Genomic DNA, 17,741 nt, shown 5'->3' with positions numbered 1-17,741 from the left:
TTCATGCTGGAACTGAAAGGGGTATCGCACGCTTACGGTGAGCGCACGGTACTCGACAATATCAATCTGCAGCTGACGGAAAAACGCATCGGCATCGTCGGCAGCAACGGCTGCGGTAAAAGCACCTTTGTCCGCCTGCTGAATGGCCTGCTGCTGCCGAAGCAGGGCGAGGTGCTGGTCGACGGCCTCAACACCCGTCAGCACGGTAAAGCGGTGCGGCGCAAAGTCGGCTTTGTTTTCCAGAACCCGGATAATCAGATTGTTTTTCCGGTGGTGGAGGAAGATCTCGCCTTCGGGATGAAAAATCTTGGCCTGTCGAAAGCCGTGATCCGCGAGCGCAGCGATGCCGCACTGGCGCGCTACGATATGCAGGCGTTTCGCCAGCATCCGGCGCACCTGCTGAGCGGCGGTCAGAAACAGCTGCTGGCGATCTCCGGCGTGCTGGTGATGGCGCCGGAGTACATCGTGTTTGATGAGCCGACGACGCTGCTGGATCTGCGCAACAAGCGCCGGATTGCCCAGGCGATTGCCGACCTCGAGCAGACCGCTATTGTGGTCTCGCACGATCTGGAGTTTTTGCAGGATTTCGAGCGCGTGCTGGTGTTCGACCACGGCAAAGTGGTGATTGACGATGTGCCCGCCGTGGCGCTGAAAGAGTACGTCAGGTTGATGTCATGACGCTGAGCGACTATATTCCGGGTCATTCCCCGCTGCACCGTTTGCCGCCGGGCATCAAGATCCTCACGCTGGCGATCCTCGGCACGCTGCTGTTTGTCTTCCCGCGCCTGGATGCGACGCTTGGCGCGCTGCTGGTGGTGATGCTGCTCTATCCGCTGGCACGCATCAGCCTGCGTATTATGCTGCTGCAGCTGAAGCCGCTGCTGTGGGTGCTGGTGCTGCTGTTTGCCGTGCAGTGGTGGATGGTCAGCTGGCAGTCCGGGGTGCTGGTGATTGCCCGCCTGGCGGCGCTGATGCTGATGGCGGCGCTGGTGACGCTCACCACCCGCACTTCAGAGATGATCGACGCGCTGGAGAAAGGCCTGTCCTGGCTGCGCTTCCTGCGCATCAACCCGGCCAAAGTCAGCCTGGCGCTGTCGCTGGCGCTGCGTTTTATTCCGGTGCTGGCGGGGATCACCGCCGAAGTGCGCGAAGCGCAAAAGGCGCGCGGGCTGGATCGCAGCGTGCTGGCGGTGGCGATCCCGGTGATTGTGCGTACCCTGAAGATGGCCGATGATATTGCCGCCGCGCTGGAAGCCCGCGCCTGGGACCCCCAGCTGCGCCGTGAGCGCAGCGATGCTGAAAAAGTGAGAGAGTAATGTCGACCCGAGATATTGTGTATATCGCGCTGTTTGCTGCGATCACCGCCGCGCTGGGCCTGTTCCCGGCCTTCAGCCTGCCGGTGATTGCGGTACCGATCACCGCCCAGACGCTAGGCCCGATGCTGGCCGGAGCGATTGCCGGAGCCAAACGCGGCGCGCTGGCGCTGGCGCTGTTTGTACTGCTGGTGGCAATTGGCCTGCCGCTGCTGGCCGGTGGGCGCGGTGGCCTTGGCGTTTTCCTCGGCACCAGCGGCGGATTTATCCTCTCGTGGCCGCTGGCGGCACTGCTGACAGGCTGGCTGTATCAGCGTAATCTGCGATCGCTAACGCTGGTGAAAGAGCTGCTGTTCCTGACGCTGGGCGGCGTGGTGCTGATCTACTCGGCGGGTATTCCGTGGATTGCGCTGGTGGCGGGGCTGCCGCTTAAGCAGGCGGCGCTGGGTTCTCTCGGCTTCCTGCCGGGGGATATCGTTAAAGTGGTGCTGGCGGTGCTGATTGTGCGCGCCGTGCGCCGGGCCTATCCGACCCTGGAATAAGCCCGACACCTGCATAGGGGCCGACCCTCTTGTTCGGTCGGCCCGTTTCTGACGCTACATGCGCAATAAAATCTTGCCCTGCAACTCCCCCGACTGCACCGCTTTTACCGCTTGATCAATCTCTTCCAGCGCGAACTCCGCCACAATTTCGGTGGCGATCACCCCGTCGCGGATAAGCGCCATCACCTCGTTGATCCGGCGCTGCACCAGCGCTTTCTCATGGTTATGCACCCACAGGCGCAGATGGAAATTGGAAAAGCGAATGTCCGGGCGACTGCGCCAGAACGCAGGCGGAATGGGCTGGCCGGAGAGCAGGCCGTAATGGATAAACTGCCCGCCGGGTGCCAGCGCCTGCGCCAGCGTCAGCGATTCGTCACCGCCAATGCAGTCGAGGATCGCCGCCGCGCCGCCGCTGCGCGCAATCGCCGCCAGCTTCTGCGCATAATCCGCCGCGCTGCTGTTAATCACCTGCCCGGTAGCATAACCCGCGAACAGGCCGAGGTTCTGCGCCCGCCGCACGATAACAATCGGCTCCAGCCCCATATGGTTGGCGATGCGGATCAGCATTTTGCCAATCGCGGAGTTGGCGGCGTTAATGATGATGCGCATCCCCGGGGTAAACTGCAGCTCCTCTGTCAGCATCAGCAGCGCGGTCATCGGGTTGACGTAGCTGGTCGCCGCCTGCTGGTCAGTGACGTAGTCGGGCAGGGTGAAGCACCACTGCGGCTCGCTCTCTTTCCAGGTCTGCCACGCGCCCATACTGCCGACCGGCAGCACGCGCTGACCGACGGCCAGCGTGTCGTCATGGCTCTCACTGACTGTGCCGGTGCCTTCAAAACCCGGCACGAACGGCAGGGCGATGCGTGAACGGTATGCGCCGGAAATGGTAATAATATCGGAGGGATTAATCGTGGCGTAGCGCATTCTGACCCGCACGTGACCCGCCGCTAACGGAGCTAATGCGCACTGCTCCAGCTGCACAACGTCGCTGATGTTGCCGAACTCCCGGACCACCGCTCTGGTGAATAAAGTCTCTTTCATGGTATATTTTCTTCAGTGTTGTCCGGTTTACAGGTTAATGATTTTTATGCAGGATCAGTATAATAGCGAAACATTTCGCGTATCAATGCGCGACATTGATTTCAACGGCCACGTGCATAATTCCGTCTATCTGGACTACTGCGAAGACGCGGTAGTGAATGCTTTTCGCCGTGCGGATATTCTGCCGCTGTTTCGCCCCGACAGTGCGGGCGTGGTGTATCACGTTAAAAAATGCGAAGCCACTTTTCTGCATCCGCTGTCGGTGGATGATGTGGTGGCCCCGCAGGTGACGATTGAGAAGCTCGGCAACAGCAGCCTGACGTTTAGCATCCAGCTGATGCTACAGGGAAAAAACATTCCCGCCGCGCTCGGCAAATTAGTCTGGGTCTGTGTCGACCTCACCGACCATAAACCCTGCCGCATTCCCGATGAAACGCGCCAGGCGTTAACCCGCTATTTCCCCGTCAGCGAGGCCTGAGGCAGATGCCGGTCCACGACAGGGTTAAGCGGCACGCGAACAACACCCCGAATAAAACCGCCGTCAGCATCGATGGCCAGACGCTGAGCTGGCAGCAGCTGTGGCAGCGCGGCCTCGCACTGTATCAGCATCTGCGCCAGCAGCCGAATGCATCCGGCACTGTGGCGATTGCCACCGGTAACCACCTTGCTTTTCCCGTCGCCTGGCTTGCCGCCACCGCGCATCCCTACACCGCCGCGATTATCGACCCGCAGGCCCCGCTTGAGCAGCTGCGCGATATGCTGAGCCGCCTGGCGCCCGGCCTGCTGCTGCTGAAACAGCAGGACCATCAGCTGATCGCCGTGGCGGAGCAGCTTGCGATCCGCTGGCTGGCGGTGGACAGCTGGCAGCCCGCCGACCAAGCGCTGGAGGAGGGGGAGTTTTGTGCCCAGATGCAGGCGCCAACGCCGTTTCTGATCAACTTCACCTCCGGCACCACCAGCCTGCCAAAAGCCTTTATCCGCTCGCGCCGCTCGTGGCGCTGCAGCTTTGAAAACGGCGAGGCGATTTTCCAGCTGGCCGCAGCGCCGTCAACCCTTTTTCCCGGCCCGCTGTCGCACGGCATTGGCCTCTACTGCCTGAATGAGACGCTGTATGCCGGGGGCACCTTTTATAGCCTTGGACAGTGGCAGCCTGCGGCGGCGCTGGCCCTGATCGCTGCGGAAAAAATTGCGCGCATCGTGCTGGTGCCGACGATGATCGCCGGGTTCGCCCGCGTCAGCGCCGGGGCAGAATTCCCCGACCTGCGCAGCCTGCTGAGCGCCGGGGCCAAGCTGGAGCTGAACCACTATCGCCAGGCGCGCGCGCTGTTTCCGGCGGCGCGCATGCAGGAGTATTACGGCGCTTCCGAGCTGGGATTTATTGCGGTCTCGACGCTGGATGACGACAACATCTGCGACTCGCTGGCCAACGTCGGGTCTGCTTTTCCCGGCACCGAAATCACCATCCGTGATGACGACGGTAAATTACTGCCCGCCGGCCAGCCCGGCACCATCTGGCTCAGCAGCGAGCAGCTGATCGAAGGGTATTTATGGGGCGATGACGGCACTGCCTTTGTAAAGCAGGGTCATATGGCGACGGTGGCCGATATTGGTTATCTCGACCCGCGTCAGCGCTTAACGGTGATTGGCCGCCGGGGAAATATGATCCTCAGCGGCGGTAATAATATCTACCTCTCCGAAATCGAGTCGGTGATTAAATCGCTGCCGGGAATGATTGAGGCGGTGGTGATCGCCGTTGATGATGACTACCTCGGCAAAAAGCTGGTAGCGGTTGTTGAAGCCGATGACGACGCCTGCCGCCAGCTGGCAGGCAAGTGCCGGGAGCTTCTGGCAAAATATAAGCGCCCGCGCCACTATTACCGCATTACCCGCTGGCCGCTGACGCCAAGCGGCAAGATAAAACGTAACGAGCTGGAAAAGAGGATTGCAGGCCATGCCGCAGAGCTTACTGAACTATCAGCCGCAGAGTGACAGCCAACCGGTGATTGTCGCCGCGTGCCGCACGCCGATAGGCAGAGCTTATGGCGCACTGGCCAGCCTGCCAATGGAAGCGCTGCTGGCACCGCTGTTTACCCATCTTCTGGCGACGCTGCCGGAAAATTTCAGCGCCATCGACGAGGTGATTATCGGCAATGCTACCGGCGGCGGTGGCAACATTGCCCGCCTGGCGGCGCTGGCGGCAGGGCTTCCGCTGGCGGTTCCGGCGGTAACGGTTGACCGCCAGTGCGGCTCGGGGCTGGAGGCGGTGATCAACGCCTGCCGTCTGGTGCAGGCGCAGGCCGGCGAATGCTACCTGGCCGGTGGCGTTGAGAGCGTCAGCACCGCGCCGTGGCGGGTGGAGAAACCCGGCTCTCTGAAGCAGATGCCGCGCTTTTATGGCCGTGCGCGCTTCTCGCCGGAGGAGGTGGGAGACCCGGAGATGGGCATCGCCGCCGAAAATGTCGCGCAGCACTGCGGCATCGGCCGCCAGCGTCAGGACCAGTTTGCCCTGCGCAGCCATCAGCGCGCCGTCGCCGCACAGCAGCAGGGCGCATTTGCCGCCGAAATCGTGGCGCTCAGCGTGAACGGCCAGCAGATAGCCAGCGATGAGTGCCCGCGCCCCGGCACCTCCCTTGAGCGGCTGGCGGCACTTTCCCCGGTTTTCGCCGCCAACGGCACGGTGACCGCAGGCAACTGCTGCCCGCTAAATGACGGCGCTTCGCTGCTGCTGGTGATGAGCCGCCGCAAAGCGCGCGAGTGCGGTTTTAGCGAGGGGCTGCTGTTTGCCGATGCCTGTAGTGCGGGCGTTGACCCGAACCTGCTGGGCCTCGGCCCGGTGCCCGCCACGCAAAAGCTACTGGCGCGCCAGCCGCAGCTGACGCTGGATGCTATACCCGTGATTGAGTTTAACGAGGCCTTCGCCGCGCAGGTACTGGGTTCGGTGGACGCGCTGGGCATTGATGAGCAGCGCATTAATTTGCAGGGCGGGGCGATCGCCCTCGGCCACCCTTACGGCGCTTCCGGTGCCATTATGGTGACGCGCCTGTTCAACCAGCTGGTCGGCAAACAGCAGGGGAGTGGCTACGGGCTGGCGATGCTCGGCATCGCCGGTGGATTAGGGCTAAGCGCGCTGTTTCAGGCGGTGCAGCTGTAATCCTACTTTCCGCGCCACTGCGGGGCGCGCCGCTCAGCAAAGGCGTGCAGGCCTTCCTGATAGTCGAGGCTGCTTTGCAGCTGCTGTAACTCTTCAGCGCTGCGCTGGCGCAGATCCTCAGCGAGAGTCTCTCTCAACAGCGCGTTGCAGGCCTGAACCGCCAGCGGCGCGTTGCGGTTTAGGCGGGCCGCCAGCGCCAGCGCGCTCTCCATCAGCTCTTCCGCCTCCGCCAGCTGATAAAACAGCCCCAGCGCCAGTGCCCGCTGTGCGTCCATCGGTTCGCCGATCAGCAGCATCTCACGCGCCACGCTGGCAGGCAGCCGCGTGGCCAGCTGGCCGATCGCGCCACCGAGCGGCAGCAGCCCGTGCTTCACTTCCGGCAGTGCGATTTTCACCTGCTGCGCCGCGATAATAAAATCGCACTCCAGCGCCAGCTCCAGCCCGCCGCCGAAGGCATGACCGTTAAGCGCGGCAATCCAGATTTTGCGCCGGGGCAGGTGCTGCAACGGGTTATAGCCACCGTGAGAGTTCATCAGCCCTTTGCCGCCATCGGTGAATGCTTCCTGCAAATCGGCACCGCCGCAGAATACCGTACCGCTGCCGGTGAGGATCACCGTGCGGATATCCGGCTGCTGCTCGCACCAGCTCAGGCACGCTTCCAGCTCGGCTACCATCACCGCGTTGTAGGCATTGCTGGCGGCGGGGCGGTTAAGCGTCAGGCGCGCCACGTGGGCAATCGGGCGGTCGCAGCGCACCAGCTGCGTGTTCGGTTGTTGGCTATTCATCATGGCTTACCGTGACTGTCTGAGGGCGAAGAGTGTAGCTTTATGCCTATCCATTTTTTTAGCAAGCTTACGACGCGCGAGTTCGCGAGGTTGAAGTTTTAAAGCAAAAAGATCCTTCTGCTGAAAAAAACTAAGTATTTAAAGTCGAGGGTAGGGTCGAGGCATGCCTCGACCTGGTGTTTAGAGGCTTATCTCATCCACTGTCACTCTTAATGATCTGTACGTTATTGAAAACCGCACGACCCTCTTTTTTGTCACCTCGATAACTTTTTGATTTTAAACGATCTAATCGAACAGCTTTAAAAAAGGGTTTTTTACCAGGAGTGCAGCAATTGAATAATGTTTATAACGAGTTAGAGTGGTTTGCCAACCGTTCACTGCCGAGCAGGCAGCTTAGAAAATTCTGTCGTAAAGTCTGCAGTTCACTGCCGTACAGGCAGCTTAGAAAACAGAGTTGCTCCCGCCTGGATGCATACTGCCCTGGGATCGAAGGGCGGTTGATGTCACCACAGACATTAAGATGCCATTGAGTACCGCCGGTACGCCGATTGATCCTAACGATACGGCCATTGCCGTCGGTGCTATTCTGGTGACTAATAACACGCGGGAGTTTAAGCGATTGCCAGGCATTATGCTGGAGGACTGATCAGAATAATTTTAGCAATAATGAGCTTTGTGCATTGATAAAAAAACGTATGCTGAAAACACTGCTAATATACTTTTCTTAATATTCTTTTGACTGGTTTTTCGTCATCATAATACCGCGATGGCCAGATTTTTTCTGGCGGAATCCCGATTTTCATAGCAATAATTAACTCACCCTTCAGCCATGGTTTTGATAAAGCATTTGCCAGCGTACCGGATGATAAACCGTACTCGCGAGATAACTGTGCTAAAGAATAGCCTTTCATTCTGAGTGCGCACTGGATTTGCGCCCTGTGCCAGTCTGGAGTGTTAATGCTAGTTTTGGTTTTATTTCGATTCATGATCTCAACCTTTTTATTCGGGTTTATTAGATTTTATGTTTTTCTTGTAATCATGTGTTAGAAGGTTTTTTTGGTTCATTTTCCCACTTTTGATTCAGGCTTTTGAAAGAAATTCTGTGGGATGTAACTATTGAAATTATGCTGGAAGCAGTAGTCCAGGAATGCGCGCTTATTATTTACATTGGCTTTGCTATGGATGACCCGCATTCTGTTTTCTATGGTTCTTTTGGACAGGCATAGTTTGTTTGATATCTCTTTACCTGTAAAACCATGGATGACATAAAAAATCAAATCCCATTCACTGGTTGTAAACAGCTCTGATGGGGGAGTAAATACGAGTGATGTTGGGATTTGAATGCTTTCAAGGCTGGTTAACACCAGTGCATCTACGGGGCGGCCATGAAAAATAGTTCCACAGCATAATCCCACATCATCAAACAAGGGATATTTGTCAAAATACCAGGGTTGTAGCCAGTCATGTTTTTCAAATGGATGAATTTCTATTGACGTGACGCGATCCTGCATTGCTTCAACTTTACGGTCATGTGCCTGAAATTGTTCCTGGAAGCACGCTGTTGATGCCGGCAACTCGCCATCCTTTCTGCCGGCTACGTCGTAACCTTCAGGTAATCCAAGTAATCTACAATAAGCACTGTTTGCATAGATAAACGTTGATGTGGCGTCTTTCGCTCCCCATGGTTCCTGACTTATCTCCCAGAATCTAATCATATTATTGACGCTGGCTCTCAGTTTATAAATATCTTTCATTCTGTTTCCCTTGTAGTAATTTATCCATTTTAATATTTTTTGCACATTATCTTTTACATGTCCATGTTATGAGTGTAGGTAATTAGATTGTTTATAGTGCAGTTTTTATAGGGTAAAAGTTACTCTGAATTGTAAAAAAAAGGAGCTAAACGTGATTTTAATATCAAATTTTAATATTGATCGTGCGGAAAAGGATCAGCTGGCAGGGATTTCAATTACGGAGATGGTCATCAAGAATGGGCTGTGTGCCTACGGCACCTCATTAGCAAAAGGAAAGCGAGTGACGTGCCACAGTCACAGCGAGGGAGAAGAGTGGTATATTATTATGTCGGGCCAGGGGAAGATATGGACTGGAGATAGTGACAATCATACGGTGAAAAATACCCGTTCGGACCCGATAAATTCAGGTTCGGTATTTTGCATCTATCCAGGTACTGCGCATCAGCTGATAGCGCTCACCGACATGGAATTTATCTTTTTATGTCCGCCTACGCATATTACGACCGACAGAACCTTTTTTGACGATATAGCCAGTTGAGTAAACGGCGGGGCGGCGATCTGCTGCCCACCACCATGCACAACGCCACTTTAATCAAAGAAATCCACAGCGCTTTGCCAAGCATCGTATGACGCGCCAGCCTGCTTCCCTGCCAGAGAAAAATAGCTCTACTTGTTTTCTCTCACGTGCAGCGTTGGATCAGTTTGTCGCGCAAGCAAAGGCTCGTGTGTAGCATATTCTGCATAAAAAAATTTACCCACTATCACGTAGGCTGCTTTGAGTTCATGCCAATTCACGACTCCTTAGCTCAGTGATAGTGGCTTTGACGCAATGCTGCCATGACTAAACAATTCACTGCCGTACAGGCAGCTTAGAAAATTCTGTCTTAGAGTCTGCGGATTTTAACGATTGTTGCTCTGCTGGTGAGTGACGCAAGTCATCAACATTACATCCGAAGCAACCCGCCAGTGACCAACGCGCCAATCCCACCCCATAAGTTATCAAAATCATCTGATAAATAAGCTGAAATTATTTCCACAGGCTCTGATGGGAGATGACTGTGCGGGAGATATGCGGTTTTTTAATCGCTGTCGCAGTGAGATTGCCAAAACTAGCCTGAAAAGGTAGTGAAAAGCGCTGCAAAGGGCTGTTTATGGCCGCGTGAAGCAGCAGCAAGCTGATGTTGCTTTTTTGTAAACAGATTAACATGCAGGCCGAATCCTGCTATGCTGCCACTCGCGAAACCGGGCACCTTACCCTACACACGGATTGTTTTCACTTCGCGGTGACTTAGGTAGCCCGGGATGCCAAATACAATGAGAGTGAGGAGAACGTCGTGCTAGAAGAATACCGTAAGCACGTTGCCGAGCGTGCTGCCCAGGGGATTGTTCCTAAACCGTTAGATGCTTCCCAAATGGCCGCGCTGGTTGAACTGCTAAAAGCCCCTCCAGCGGGTGAAGAAGAGTTTCTGTTAGACCTGTTAATTAACCGAGTGCCGCCGGGCGTAGATGAAGCGGCGTATGTTAAAGCCGGTTTCCTGGCTGCTGTCGCGAAAGGCGAAGCGACTTCTCCTCTGGTTACTCCTGAAAAAGCCGTTGAGCTGCTGGGCACCATGCAGGGCGGTTATAACATCCATGCGCTGATCGAAGCGCTTGACGATGAAAAGCTGGCGCCAATTGCCGCTGAAGCCCTGTCCCACACGCTGCTGATGTTCGACAACTTCTATGACGTTGAAGAAAAATCCAAAGCGGGCAACCCTCACGCGAAGAAAATTATTCAGTCCTGGGCTGACGCCGAATGGTTCCTGAAGCGTCCGAAACTGGCAGAAAAAATCACCGTAACCGTGTTCAAAGTGACCGGCGAAACCAATACCGACGACCTCTCTCCGGCGCCGGATGCCTGGTCGCGCCCGGATATTCCACTGCACGCGTTAGCGATGTTGAAAAACGCCCGTGAAGGCATCGAACCCGATGATGCCGGTAACGTTGGCCCGATCAAACAGATTGAAGCCCTGCAGCAAAAAGGCTTCCCGCTGACTTACGTAGGTGACGTGGTCGGTACCGGTTCTTCACGTAAATCCGCCACCAACTCGGTGCTGTGGTTTATGGGTGACGATATCCCTTACGTGCCAAACAAGAAGGGCGGCGGCGTCTGCCTCGGCGGTAAAATCGCGCCGATCTTCTTCAACACCATGGAAGATGCCGGCGCACTGCCGATCGAAGTGGACGTTGACCGTCTGAATATGGGCGATGTGATCGACATCTATCCCTACAAAGGCGAAGTGCGCAATCACGAAACCGGTGAAGTGCTGGCTAATTTCGAACTGAAAACCAACGTGCTGCTGGATGAAGTGCGTGCGGGTGGCCGTATTCCACTGATTATCGGCCGTGGCCTGACCACCAAAGCGCGTGAATCTCTCGGTCTGCCGCACAGCGACGTGTTTGAGCAGGCGAAAGACGTGGCGGCCAGCACCCGTGGCTTCTCCCTGGCGCAGAAAATGGTTGGCCGCGCCTGTGGCGTTGACGGCGTGCGCCCTGGTGCCTACTGCGAACCGAAAATGACCTCGGTTGGCTCGCAGGATACCACCGGTCCAATGACCCGTGATGAGCTGAAAGATCTTGCCTGCCTGGGCTTCTCTGCGGACCTGGTGATGCAGTCCTTCTGCCACACCGCGGCCTATCCGAAGCCGGTGGACGTGACCACGCACCACACTCTGCCTGACTTCATTATGAACCGTGGTGGTGTATCGCTGCGCCCTGGCGACGGCATTATCCACAGCTGGCTGAACCGTATGCTGCTGCCGGATACCGTCGGTACGGGCGGTGACTCGCACACCCGTTTCCCTATTGGCATCTCCTTCCCGGCGGGTTCTGGCCTGGTGGCGTTTGCTGCGGCAACCGGCGTTATGCCGCTGGATATGCCAGAGTCGGTGCTGGTGCGCTTCAAAGGCAAAATGCAGCCTGGCATCACCCTGCGCGATCTGGTACACGCGATCCCGCTGTATGCGATCAAAGCTGGCCTGCTGACCGTTGAGAAGAAAGGTAAGAAAAACATCTTCTCTGGCCGCATCCTCGAAATTGAAGGTCTGCCTGACCTGAAAGTTGAGCAGGCATTCGAACTGTCCGATGCTTCGGCAGAGCGCTCTGCAGCGGGCTGTAGCATCAAGCTGGGCAAAGACCCGATCATCGAGTATCTCAACTCGAACATCGTGCTGCTGAAGTGGATGATCTCTGAAGGCTACGGCGACCGTCGTACCATCGAGCGCCGTATCCAGGGCATGGAGAAATGGCTGGCGGATCCACAGCTGATGGAAGGCGATGCTGACGCGGAATACGCGGCAGTCATCGAAATCGATCTGGCCGACATCAAAGAGCCAATTCTCTGTGCGCCAAACGACCCGGACGATGCCCGCCTGCTGTCCGACGTGCAGGGCACCAAGATTGACGAAGTGTTTATTGGCTCCTGCATGACCAACATCGGTCACTTCCGTGCGGCTGGTAAGCTGCTGGATGCGCACAAAGGCCAGCTGCCAACCCGTCTGTGGGTGGCTCCGCCAACCAAGATGGACGCGGCGCAGCTGACTGAAGAGGGCTACTACAGCGTGTTCGGTAAGAGCGGCGCGCGCATCGAGATCCCCGGCTGTTCCCTGTGCATGGGTAACCAGGCGCGTGTGGCAGATGGCGCAACGGTGGTGTCGACCTCCACGCGTAACTTCCCGAACCGTCTGGGTACCGGTGCCAACGTCTTCCTGGCGTCTGCCGAGCTGTCTGCGGTAGCGTCTCTGCTGGGCAAACTGCCAACGCCGGAAGAGTACCTGAAGTTCATGGACCAGGTGGACAAAACTGCGGTGGATACCTACCGTTACCTGAACTTTGACCAGTTGAGCCAGTACACCGACAAAGCTGACGGCGTGATTTTCCAGACTGCGGTTTAACCCCCAGTTAGCGCTGACAAACCGGGCCTCGTGCCCGGTTTTTTTATGCCTGACGTAAAAGCGCTGCTTTTGTGCAGGCGGGCTGCGATAATGCGCGCTCAAGCTCAGATTTGTCGGGGCAGACGCGCAACAGTAAGCCGTCTGTGCTGGAGGAAAGTATCATGGAATACGAATTTTTAAGGGACATCACCGGCGTGGTGAAAGTCCGCATGACGATGGGCCACGAGGCCGTCGGCCACTGGTTTAATGATGAGGTGAATGAAAACCTCGCGCTGCTGGATGAAGTGGAAGCGGCAGTGGCTGAAGTGAAAGGCAGCGTGCGCCAGTGGCAGCGGGTGGGGAAAGAGTACACGCTGCTGCTGGATGAAGAAGAGGTGATGATCCGCGCCAATCAGCTCGGTTTTGACGGCGACGAGATGGAAGACGGCATGAGCTATTACGACGAAGAGAGCCTGGCGTTCTGCGGCGTGGAGGATTTTCTCGCGGTGATCGCCGCCTATCGCGCGTTTTTGCAGGGGCGATGAGCAGCGAATGCGGGCCGATCAAAACAAAAGATCGGCCCCTGGGATGGGGGCAACCTCATCCCGTAGGGGCTGGTCATGGCCCTGCGCTGTTAAGACTCGGGCTTCATTTTCACGCTGAGAAACTGCGTGCCGTCTTTAGTGGTAATCACTTCTACGGTGCCATTTTTACGTGCCTCTGCCAGAGCGGCCTGGGCCCGTTCAATTAATTTAACCTGAGTTGCACGCGCTCGGTCAGAATTCTTCAGGGAAGCTGTTTGGTGTTCTGATGACATATTCCTTATCTCCTGTAGCTCGTTGCAAAGAAAATCCCTTATGTTGCCTGAGCAGTTTACTCGAAATTGAGTGATAAACTTGATTCAGTTTTTCATCACTGGCGATAAAACAGTATATCTCAGGATGATGTTCCTAATAGTGGGATAAGATGGTTTCAATACCCCTTCTAAATACAATAACTGCTCTACTTCCGATATTTTGTCTGGCGAAATGGGTATTATTGATCTGGTTTTCGATTATCCTTATGCCAGTGCAGCTATCGTGCCTCATGCAGCAAGGGGAGAGCAACAGGCTGGCAGCGGATTTATTGCGTAGCGTTACGCAAATTACAATGTGATTAAATGAAAATGGCAGAAATAAAAAACGGCCCGCAGGCCGTTTATTTATACGAATAACTTAAAGCGATAAGTTAAGCGGTTAAGGCGCTTTTAATCCAATGGCTGGAATGTTGCGGCCATAGTAAATTTCACGCATCTCTTTCCACAGCAGATCGGTGATACGCTTATGTTCCTGCGGGCTGAGGTCGGCAGGGTCGGTATTAAACAGATAATGTTTAAGATCGAACTCCTTCAGCAGCATTTTGCTATGGAACATATTTTCCTGATAGACATTCACATCCATCATGTCATACATCGACTTCATATCGTCCGACATAAAGTTCTGGATCGAATTGATCTCGTGGTCGATAAAGTGTTTCACCCCGTTGACGTCGCGCGTAAAGCCGCGCACGCGATAGTCGATGGTGACAATATCGGACTCCAGCTGGTGAATTAAGTAGTTCAGCGCTTTCAGGGGCGAAATCACGCCGCAGGTTGATACTTCAATATCGGCACGGAAAGTACAGAGCCCGCCTTCGGGATGGCTTTCCGGGTAGGTATGCACGCAGATATGGCTCTTATCAAGGTGCGCAACCACGGAGTTTGGCAGCGGGCCGGGGTGCTCAGAGGTATCAATATCGCGCGGATCGACAGGCTCTTCGCTCACCAGAATCGTCACGCTGGCACCCTGTGGTTCATAGTCCTGGCGTGCGATATTCAGCACGTTCGCCCCGATAATCGAGCAGGTTTCGCTCAGAATTTCGGTCAGGCGGTTAGCATTATACTGCTCATCAATGTACGCAATGTATCCGTCGCGTTCAGCCTCAGTGTTCGCGTAACAGATATCGTAGATACAAAAACTCAGGCTTTTCGTCAGGTTGTTGAAGCCATGTAGTTTCAGCTTTTGCAATTTCACTCACCCCCTAAGAATGCCCGGCTAGTCAGCCAGCGCATTCAACAGATATTGCGGCAGGGCAAAACTGCCCGTATGGATTGCCGGATTATAGTAACGGCAGGTCAGTCCTGCTGCGTCAAAGCGCGATGCGATAGTGGCCGCATCCAGCTGGCGTAGCGCCGGGTTGTCGCTGGCCCAGGCAAAGGTCATGATGCCGCCGTAATAGGTCGGCACCGCCGCCTGATAGAAGCTGACATCCGCAAAGTAGTGGCCGAGCTTGCGGTGGCTGTTGACGGCTTCGTCCTGCTGCAGGAAACAGACGCCATTCTGCGCCACGAAGATGCCGCCAGGATTAAGGCAGCGGTGGCATCCCTGATAGAAGTCTGAGGTAAACAGGCTTTCCCCCGGTCCAATCGGATCGGTACAGTCAGAGATAATGACATCAAACTTTTCACCGGTCTGGCTCACGAAGTTCACGCCATCGTCGATCACCAGCGTAAAGCGCGGATCGTCATAAGCGCCCTGGCTGTGGTTCGGCAGGTACTGTTTGCAGAACGTCACCACGCCCGCATCAATTTCGACCATGGTGATTTTTTCGATGTTCTGATGACGGCTGACTTCACGCAGCATGGCACCATCGCCACCGCCGATAATCAGCACGTGTTTTGCCGCGCCGTGAGCCAGCAGCGGAACGTGGGTCATCATCTCATGATAGATAAACTCATCGCGCTCGGTGGTTTGTACCACACCGTCCAGCGCCATGACGCGACCTAACGCGGAGTTTTCAAAAATGACCAGATCCTGATGCCCGGTTTGTTCGCGATACAGTACTTTATCGACAGAAAAATACTGTCCGAATCCGGCATGAAGCGTTTCATACCACATTTCTTTATCGGTCATGGTGGGGACTCCTCCTGACGAAAAATGGGCCAATATCATAGCCATTTATGACCGTGGTTGCACGGTCAAATGATCGGCAGCAGGAAGGATATCAGAGGTTTATTTCACGTAGGCGAGCAGGCTCAGCGAGTCCCGTGCGAGAGATTTGCACTTGGTATCATTAGGAACGGCAATACCGCTCAGATCGCGATAGCTGTCTTCACCCAGCGCTTTCATGTTGAAACTGTTGTAATTGGTTAAATCCCAACGGTTTTGCTGTGCAAAAAAGACCAGTGCCCGGCGAATTTGCCCGTCCGGTAAATCCTGATAGCCACAGTCGTTTTTCAAATAAACAAATACGGCGGTTAAATCTGCCAAATCTTCTGCTTCCGATTCGCTCAGGGCGAAACTGGTGGAGGAGAAGCCAAACAGCCCTAACAGCAACAGAGCCTTGATGCTTTTCTTCATAGTTATTCTCATACGTGTGCAATAACCTGACGTTAGCACAGTTCAGGCCAGGTGCCAGCCAAAATTAGCGTAGAAAATTCCTGAAGCGCCCAATCCGCACAAAGTAAACGGGCTTGACCTTACCGCTGGGGCAGGGTTTATGCTGCCCGCATTATTCACGTTTGACGCAAGGAATGGACGATGCAACGCCGTGATTTTCTCAAATTAAGCGCCGCGCTGGGCGCTGCCAGCGCACTGCCACTGTGGAGCCGCTCGCTGATGGCGGCGGAACAGCGGCCGCTGTTGCCGATCCCCTCATTACTCACTGCCGATGCTCGCAGTGAAATTAGCCTGATCGCGCAGGCGGGCAGCAGCAGCTGGCGCGGAAAAAATGTCCCTACCTGGGGCTATAATGGCGCTCTGCTTGGCCCGGCAATCCAGCTGGAGCGTGGCAAAGAGGTCAACATCACCGTGTATAACCGCCTGCCGGAAGCGACGACGGTGCACTGGCACGGTCTGGAGCTGCCCGGCCAGGTCGATGGCGGACCCCAGGCGCGCATTGCGCCTAACCAGAGCCGCCGCGTGACCTTTACCCCGGACCAACCTGCTGCGACCTGCTGGTTCCACCCGCACCAGCATGGCCGTACCGGTTATCAGGTGGCGCAAGGGCTGGCCGGGCTGGTGCTGATTAACGACCCGGAGAGCGGCGAGCTGCTGCTGCCAAAGCAGTGGGGCATTGATGATATTCCGGTGATCCTGCAGGACAAACGGCTAACCGCTGACGGCAGCCAGATCGACTATCAGCTGGATATCATGAGTGCCGCCGTCGGCTGGTTTGGCGACACCATGCTGACTAACGGGGCGATTTACCCGCAGGCGGGCGTGCCGCGCGGCTGGTTGCGCCTGCGCCTGCTCAACGGCTGTAACGCCCGCTCGCTGAATATCACCACCAGCGATAAGCGCCCGATGTATGTGATTGCCAGCGATGGCGGGCTGCTGGGTGAACCCGTGCAGGTTAGCGAGCTGCCGATGATGCCGGGCGAGCGCTTCGAAGTGCTGGTCGATACCACCGATGGCAAGCCGTTCGACCTGCAAACGCTGCCGGTGCGCCAGATGGGGATGACGCTACCGCCGTTTAACCAGCCGCTGCCGGTACTGTCGATTGCGCCGCTGCAGGTGCAGGCCAGCGGCACGCTGCCGGATAGGCTGGTTGAGATGCCTGCCGTGCCTGCTGCGCAGGGCGCCAATACGCGCTGGCTACAGCTGATGATGGACCCTGAGCTGGACCGTCGCGGCATGCTGGCGCTGATGGAGAAATACGGCCATGCGTCGATGGCGGGCATGAGTATGGATGCGCACGACAGCGACAAAGCGGACGCTAAGCCGCAGATGGCGATGTCGGGGATGGATCACGGCGAGATGGCGGGAATGGACCATGCCAAAACGCCGAAAGCTTATGACTTCCACCAGGGAAATCAGATTAACGGCGTGGCGTTCAACATGGATAAACCCTCGTTCGAAGTGAAGCAGGGCGCGTATGAGAAGTGGACCCTCTCGGGCGAAGGCGATCAGATGCTGCATCCGTTCCACATTCACGGTACCCAGTTCCGCATTTTGTCAGAAAACGGTAAACCGCCCGCGCCGCACCGCAGCGGCTGGAAGGACACGGTGCGCGTTGAGGGCTGGCGCAGCGAAGTGCTGGTCCGGTTTAACCATCAGGCCACGCCAGACCAGGCCTATATGGCGCACTGCCATCTGCTGGAGCACGAAGATACCGGGATGATGCTCGGGTTTACCGTGGCTTAAGCCCGAGGGTGCCAGCTAAACGGGACGACCGGAAAAAAGGTCGTCCCCTACGAAAACATCTCCTTGCCTTTGTAGGGGCGAG

The 17,741-nt window shown here is 56.1% G+C and carries 18 protein-coding genes and 1 pseudogene; 11 read left to right on the top strand and 8 right to left on the bottom strand.

Features of this window, described 5'->3' with window-relative positions; translation table 11 throughout:
* Positions 1–3 precede the first annotated feature (3 nt).
* From ID864_RS04870 to ID864_RS04860, 3 genes are read left to right on the top strand one after another with little or no spacing between them, the layout of a single operon-like run.
* Positions 4–678: an energy-coupling factor ABC transporter ATP-binding protein gene (locus ID864_RS04870; protein WP_099754489.1), complete on the top strand. Its 675-nt coding sequence runs from the start codon at positions 4–6 to the stop codon at positions 676–678.
* Positions 675–1,316, top strand: coding sequence for an energy-coupling factor transporter transmembrane component T family protein (locus ID864_RS04865; protein ID WP_191149508.1), 642 nt, complete (start codon positions 675–677; stop codon positions 1,314–1,316). Before ID864_RS04870 ends, ID864_RS04865 begins: the two co-directional genes overlap by 4 nt.
* The gene (locus ID864_RS04860) at positions 1,316–1,855 is read left to right on the top strand and encodes a biotin transporter BioY (RefSeq protein WP_191149507.1); all 540 of its coding nucleotides are present in this window, start codon (positions 1,316–1,318) and stop codon (positions 1,853–1,855) included. Before ID864_RS04865 ends, ID864_RS04860 begins: the two co-directional genes overlap by 1 nt.
* A gap of 54 nt (positions 1,856–1,909) precedes the next feature.
* Here the strand turns inward: ID864_RS04860 and ID864_RS04855 are convergent, their stop codons facing one another.
* Complete coding sequence (locus ID864_RS04855) at positions 1,910–2,896, bottom strand: zinc-dependent alcohol dehydrogenase family protein (RefSeq protein WP_191149506.1); 987 nt, start codon at positions 2,894–2,896, stop codon at positions 1,910–1,912.
* 46 nt (positions 2,897–2,942) lie between these two features.
* Here ID864_RS04855 and ID864_RS04850 point away from each other — a divergent pair, with 46 nt between their 5' ends.
* Genes ID864_RS04850 through ID864_RS04840 form a run of 3 tightly spaced genes read left to right on the top strand, consistent with a single transcriptional unit; the run spans position 2,943 to position 6,047 of the window.
* Positions 2,943–3,374: an acyl-CoA thioesterase gene (locus tag ID864_RS04850; RefSeq protein WP_396018874.1), complete on the top strand. Its 432-nt coding sequence runs from the start codon at positions 2,943–2,945 to the stop codon at positions 3,372–3,374.
* Positions 3,375–3,379: 5 nt separating this feature from the next.
* Entirely contained in the window at positions 3,380–4,885 is a 1,506-nt protein-coding gene (locus tag ID864_RS04845) for a class I adenylate-forming enzyme family protein (RefSeq protein WP_191149504.1), read from the top strand.
* Positions 4,848–6,047, top strand: coding sequence for a thiolase family protein (locus ID864_RS04840; RefSeq protein ID WP_191149503.1), 1,200 nt, complete (start codon positions 4,848–4,850; stop codon positions 6,045–6,047). The genes ID864_RS04845 and ID864_RS04840 overlap by 38 nt, the downstream gene beginning before the upstream one ends.
* A 2-nt stretch (positions 6,048–6,049) precedes the next feature.
* On the opposite strand, the gene ID864_RS04835 is transcribed toward ID864_RS04840, so the two are convergent.
* Positions 6,050–6,832 carry an enoyl-CoA hydratase/isomerase family protein gene (locus ID864_RS04835; protein ID WP_048914939.1) on the bottom strand — a complete coding sequence of 261 codons (783 nt, stop codon included), beginning with the start codon at positions 6,830–6,832 and terminating at the stop codon, positions 6,050–6,052.
* Positions 6,833–7,287: 455 nt separating this feature from the next.
* Here ID864_RS04835 and ID864_RS04830 point away from each other — a divergent pair.
* A pseudogene (locus tag ID864_RS04830) lies at positions 7,288–7,478 on the top strand (type II toxin-antitoxin system VapC family toxin); the annotation flags it as partial.
* 64 nt (positions 7,479–7,542) lie between these two features.
* Here ID864_RS04830 and ID864_RS04825 read toward each other — a convergent pair.
* Positions 7,543–7,818 (bottom strand): helix-turn-helix domain-containing protein, encoded by a 276-nt coding sequence (locus ID864_RS04825; protein ID WP_191149502.1) that lies wholly within the window; start codon positions 7,816–7,818, stop codon positions 7,543–7,545.
* Positions 7,819–7,893: 75 nt separating this feature from the next.
* Positions 7,894–8,586: a helix-turn-helix transcriptional regulator gene (locus ID864_RS04820; protein ID WP_191149501.1), complete on the bottom strand. Its 693-nt coding sequence runs from the start codon at positions 8,584–8,586 to the stop codon at positions 7,894–7,896.
* Positions 8,587–8,737: 151 nt separating this feature from the next.
* On the opposite strand from ID864_RS04820, the gene ID864_RS04815 reads away from it, so the two are divergent.
* The 3 genes from ID864_RS04815 (at position 8,738) to yacL (ending at position 13,042) form a co-directional block, all read left to right on the top strand.
* Entirely contained in the window at positions 8,738–9,124 is a 387-nt protein-coding gene (locus ID864_RS04815; protein ID WP_191149500.1) for a cupin domain-containing protein, read from the top strand.
* A 796-nt stretch (positions 9,125–9,920) separates the two neighbouring features.
* Positions 9,921–12,518, top strand: coding sequence for a bifunctional aconitate hydratase 2/2-methylisocitrate dehydratase (gene acnB / locus ID864_RS04810; RefSeq protein ID WP_191149499.1), 2,598 nt, complete (start codon positions 9,921–9,923; stop codon positions 12,516–12,518).
* Positions 12,519–12,679: 161 nt separating this feature from the next.
* Complete coding sequence (yacL, locus tag ID864_RS04805) at positions 12,680–13,042, top strand: protein YacL (protein ID WP_048914942.1); 363 nt, start codon at positions 12,680–12,682, stop codon at positions 13,040–13,042.
* An 89-nt stretch (positions 13,043–13,131) separates the two neighbouring features.
* Here yacL and ID864_RS04800 read toward each other — a convergent pair whose 3' ends face one another.
* From ID864_RS04800 to ID864_RS04785, 4 genes are all read right to left on the bottom strand, one after another.
* Positions 13,132–13,314 carry a hypothetical protein gene (locus ID864_RS04800; RefSeq protein WP_048914952.1) on the bottom strand — a complete coding sequence of 61 codons (183 nt, stop codon included), beginning with the start codon at positions 13,312–13,314 and terminating at the stop codon, positions 13,132–13,134.
* Between the two features lie 418 nt (positions 13,315–13,732).
* Positions 13,733–14,542 (bottom strand): adenosylmethionine decarboxylase, encoded by an 810-nt coding sequence (gene speD / locus ID864_RS04795; protein ID WP_048914972.1) that lies wholly within the window; start codon positions 14,540–14,542, stop codon positions 13,733–13,735.
* Positions 14,543–14,569: 27 nt separating this feature from the next.
* The gene (gene speE / locus ID864_RS04790) at positions 14,570–15,427 is read right to left on the bottom strand and encodes a polyamine aminopropyltransferase (protein ID WP_048914954.1); all 858 of its coding nucleotides are present in this window, start codon (positions 15,425–15,427) and stop codon (positions 14,570–14,572) included.
* Positions 15,428–15,526: 99 nt separating this feature from the next.
* Positions 15,527–15,874, bottom strand: coding sequence for a YacC family pilotin-like protein (locus ID864_RS04785; protein ID WP_048914955.1), 348 nt, complete (start codon positions 15,872–15,874; stop codon positions 15,527–15,529).
* Between the two features lie 180 nt (positions 15,875–16,054).
* Between ID864_RS04785 and cueO the strand changes: the two genes are divergently transcribed.
* A complete protein-coding gene (gene cueO / locus ID864_RS04780) occupies positions 16,055–17,659 on the top strand; it encodes a multicopper oxidase CueO (RefSeq protein WP_048914956.1) in 1,605 nt (534 codons plus the stop codon).
* Positions 17,660–17,741: the final 82 nt, after the last annotated feature.

This window comes from Erwinia aphidicola (genome assembly GCF_014773485.1).
In the GTDB taxonomy this organism is placed as follows: domain Bacteria; phylum Pseudomonadota; class Gammaproteobacteria; order Enterobacterales; family Enterobacteriaceae; genus Erwinia; species Erwinia aphidicola.
This window is presented reverse-complemented; position numbering and strand designations above follow the sequence as displayed.

What these genes read in the sequence shown, in the direction of transcription:
- ID864_RS04835 (WP_048914939.1), bottom strand. Translation starts at nt 6,832, where the DNA reads ATGAATAGCCAACAACCGAACACGCAGCTGGTGCGCTGCGACCGCCCG.
- speE (WP_048914954.1), bottom strand. Translation starts at nt 15,427, where the DNA reads ATGACCGATAAAGAAATGTGGTATGAAACGCTTCATGCCGGATTCGGA.
- ID864_RS04825 (WP_191149502.1), bottom strand. Translation starts at nt 7,818, where the DNA reads ATGAATCGAAATAAAACCAAAACTAGCATTAACACTCCAGACTGGCAC.
- ID864_RS04800 (WP_048914952.1), bottom strand. Translation starts at nt 13,314, where the DNA reads ATGTCATCAGAACACCAAACAGCTTCCCTGAAGAATTCTGACCGAGCG.
- cueO (WP_048914956.1), top strand. Translation starts at nt 16,055, where the DNA reads ATGCAACGCCGTGATTTTCTCAAATTAAGCGCCGCGCTGGGCGCTGCC.
- ID864_RS04865 (WP_191149508.1), top strand. Translation starts at nt 675, where the DNA reads ATGACGCTGAGCGACTATATTCCGGGTCATTCCCCGCTGCACCGTTTG.
- ID864_RS04840 (WP_191149503.1), top strand. Translation starts at nt 4,848, where the DNA reads ATGCCGCAGAGCTTACTGAACTATCAGCCGCAGAGTGACAGCCAACCG.
- ID864_RS04855 (WP_191149506.1), bottom strand. Translation starts at nt 2,896, where the DNA reads ATGAAAGAGACTTTATTCACCAGAGCGGTGGTCCGGGAGTTCGGCAAC.
- ID864_RS04850 (WP_396018874.1), top strand. Translation starts at nt 2,943, where the DNA reads ATGCAGGATCAGTATAATAGCGAAACATTTCGCGTATCAATGCGCGAC.
- ID864_RS04785 (WP_048914955.1), bottom strand. Translation starts at nt 15,874, where the DNA reads ATGAAGAAAAGCATCAAGGCTCTGTTGCTGTTAGGGCTGTTTGGCTTC.
- ID864_RS04860 (WP_191149507.1), top strand. Translation starts at nt 1,316, where the DNA reads ATGTCGACCCGAGATATTGTGTATATCGCGCTGTTTGCTGCGATCACC.
- ID864_RS04820 (WP_191149501.1), bottom strand. Translation starts at nt 8,586, where the DNA reads ATGAAAGATATTTATAAACTGAGAGCCAGCGTCAATAATATGATTAGA.
- ID864_RS04870 (WP_099754489.1), top strand. Translation starts at nt 4, where the DNA reads ATGCTGGAACTGAAAGGGGTATCGCACGCTTACGGTGAGCGCACGGTA.
- yacL (WP_048914942.1), top strand. Translation starts at nt 12,680, where the DNA reads ATGGAATACGAATTTTTAAGGGACATCACCGGCGTGGTGAAAGTCCGC.
- ID864_RS04845 (WP_191149504.1), top strand. Translation starts at nt 3,380, where the DNA reads ATGCCGGTCCACGACAGGGTTAAGCGGCACGCGAACAACACCCCGAAT.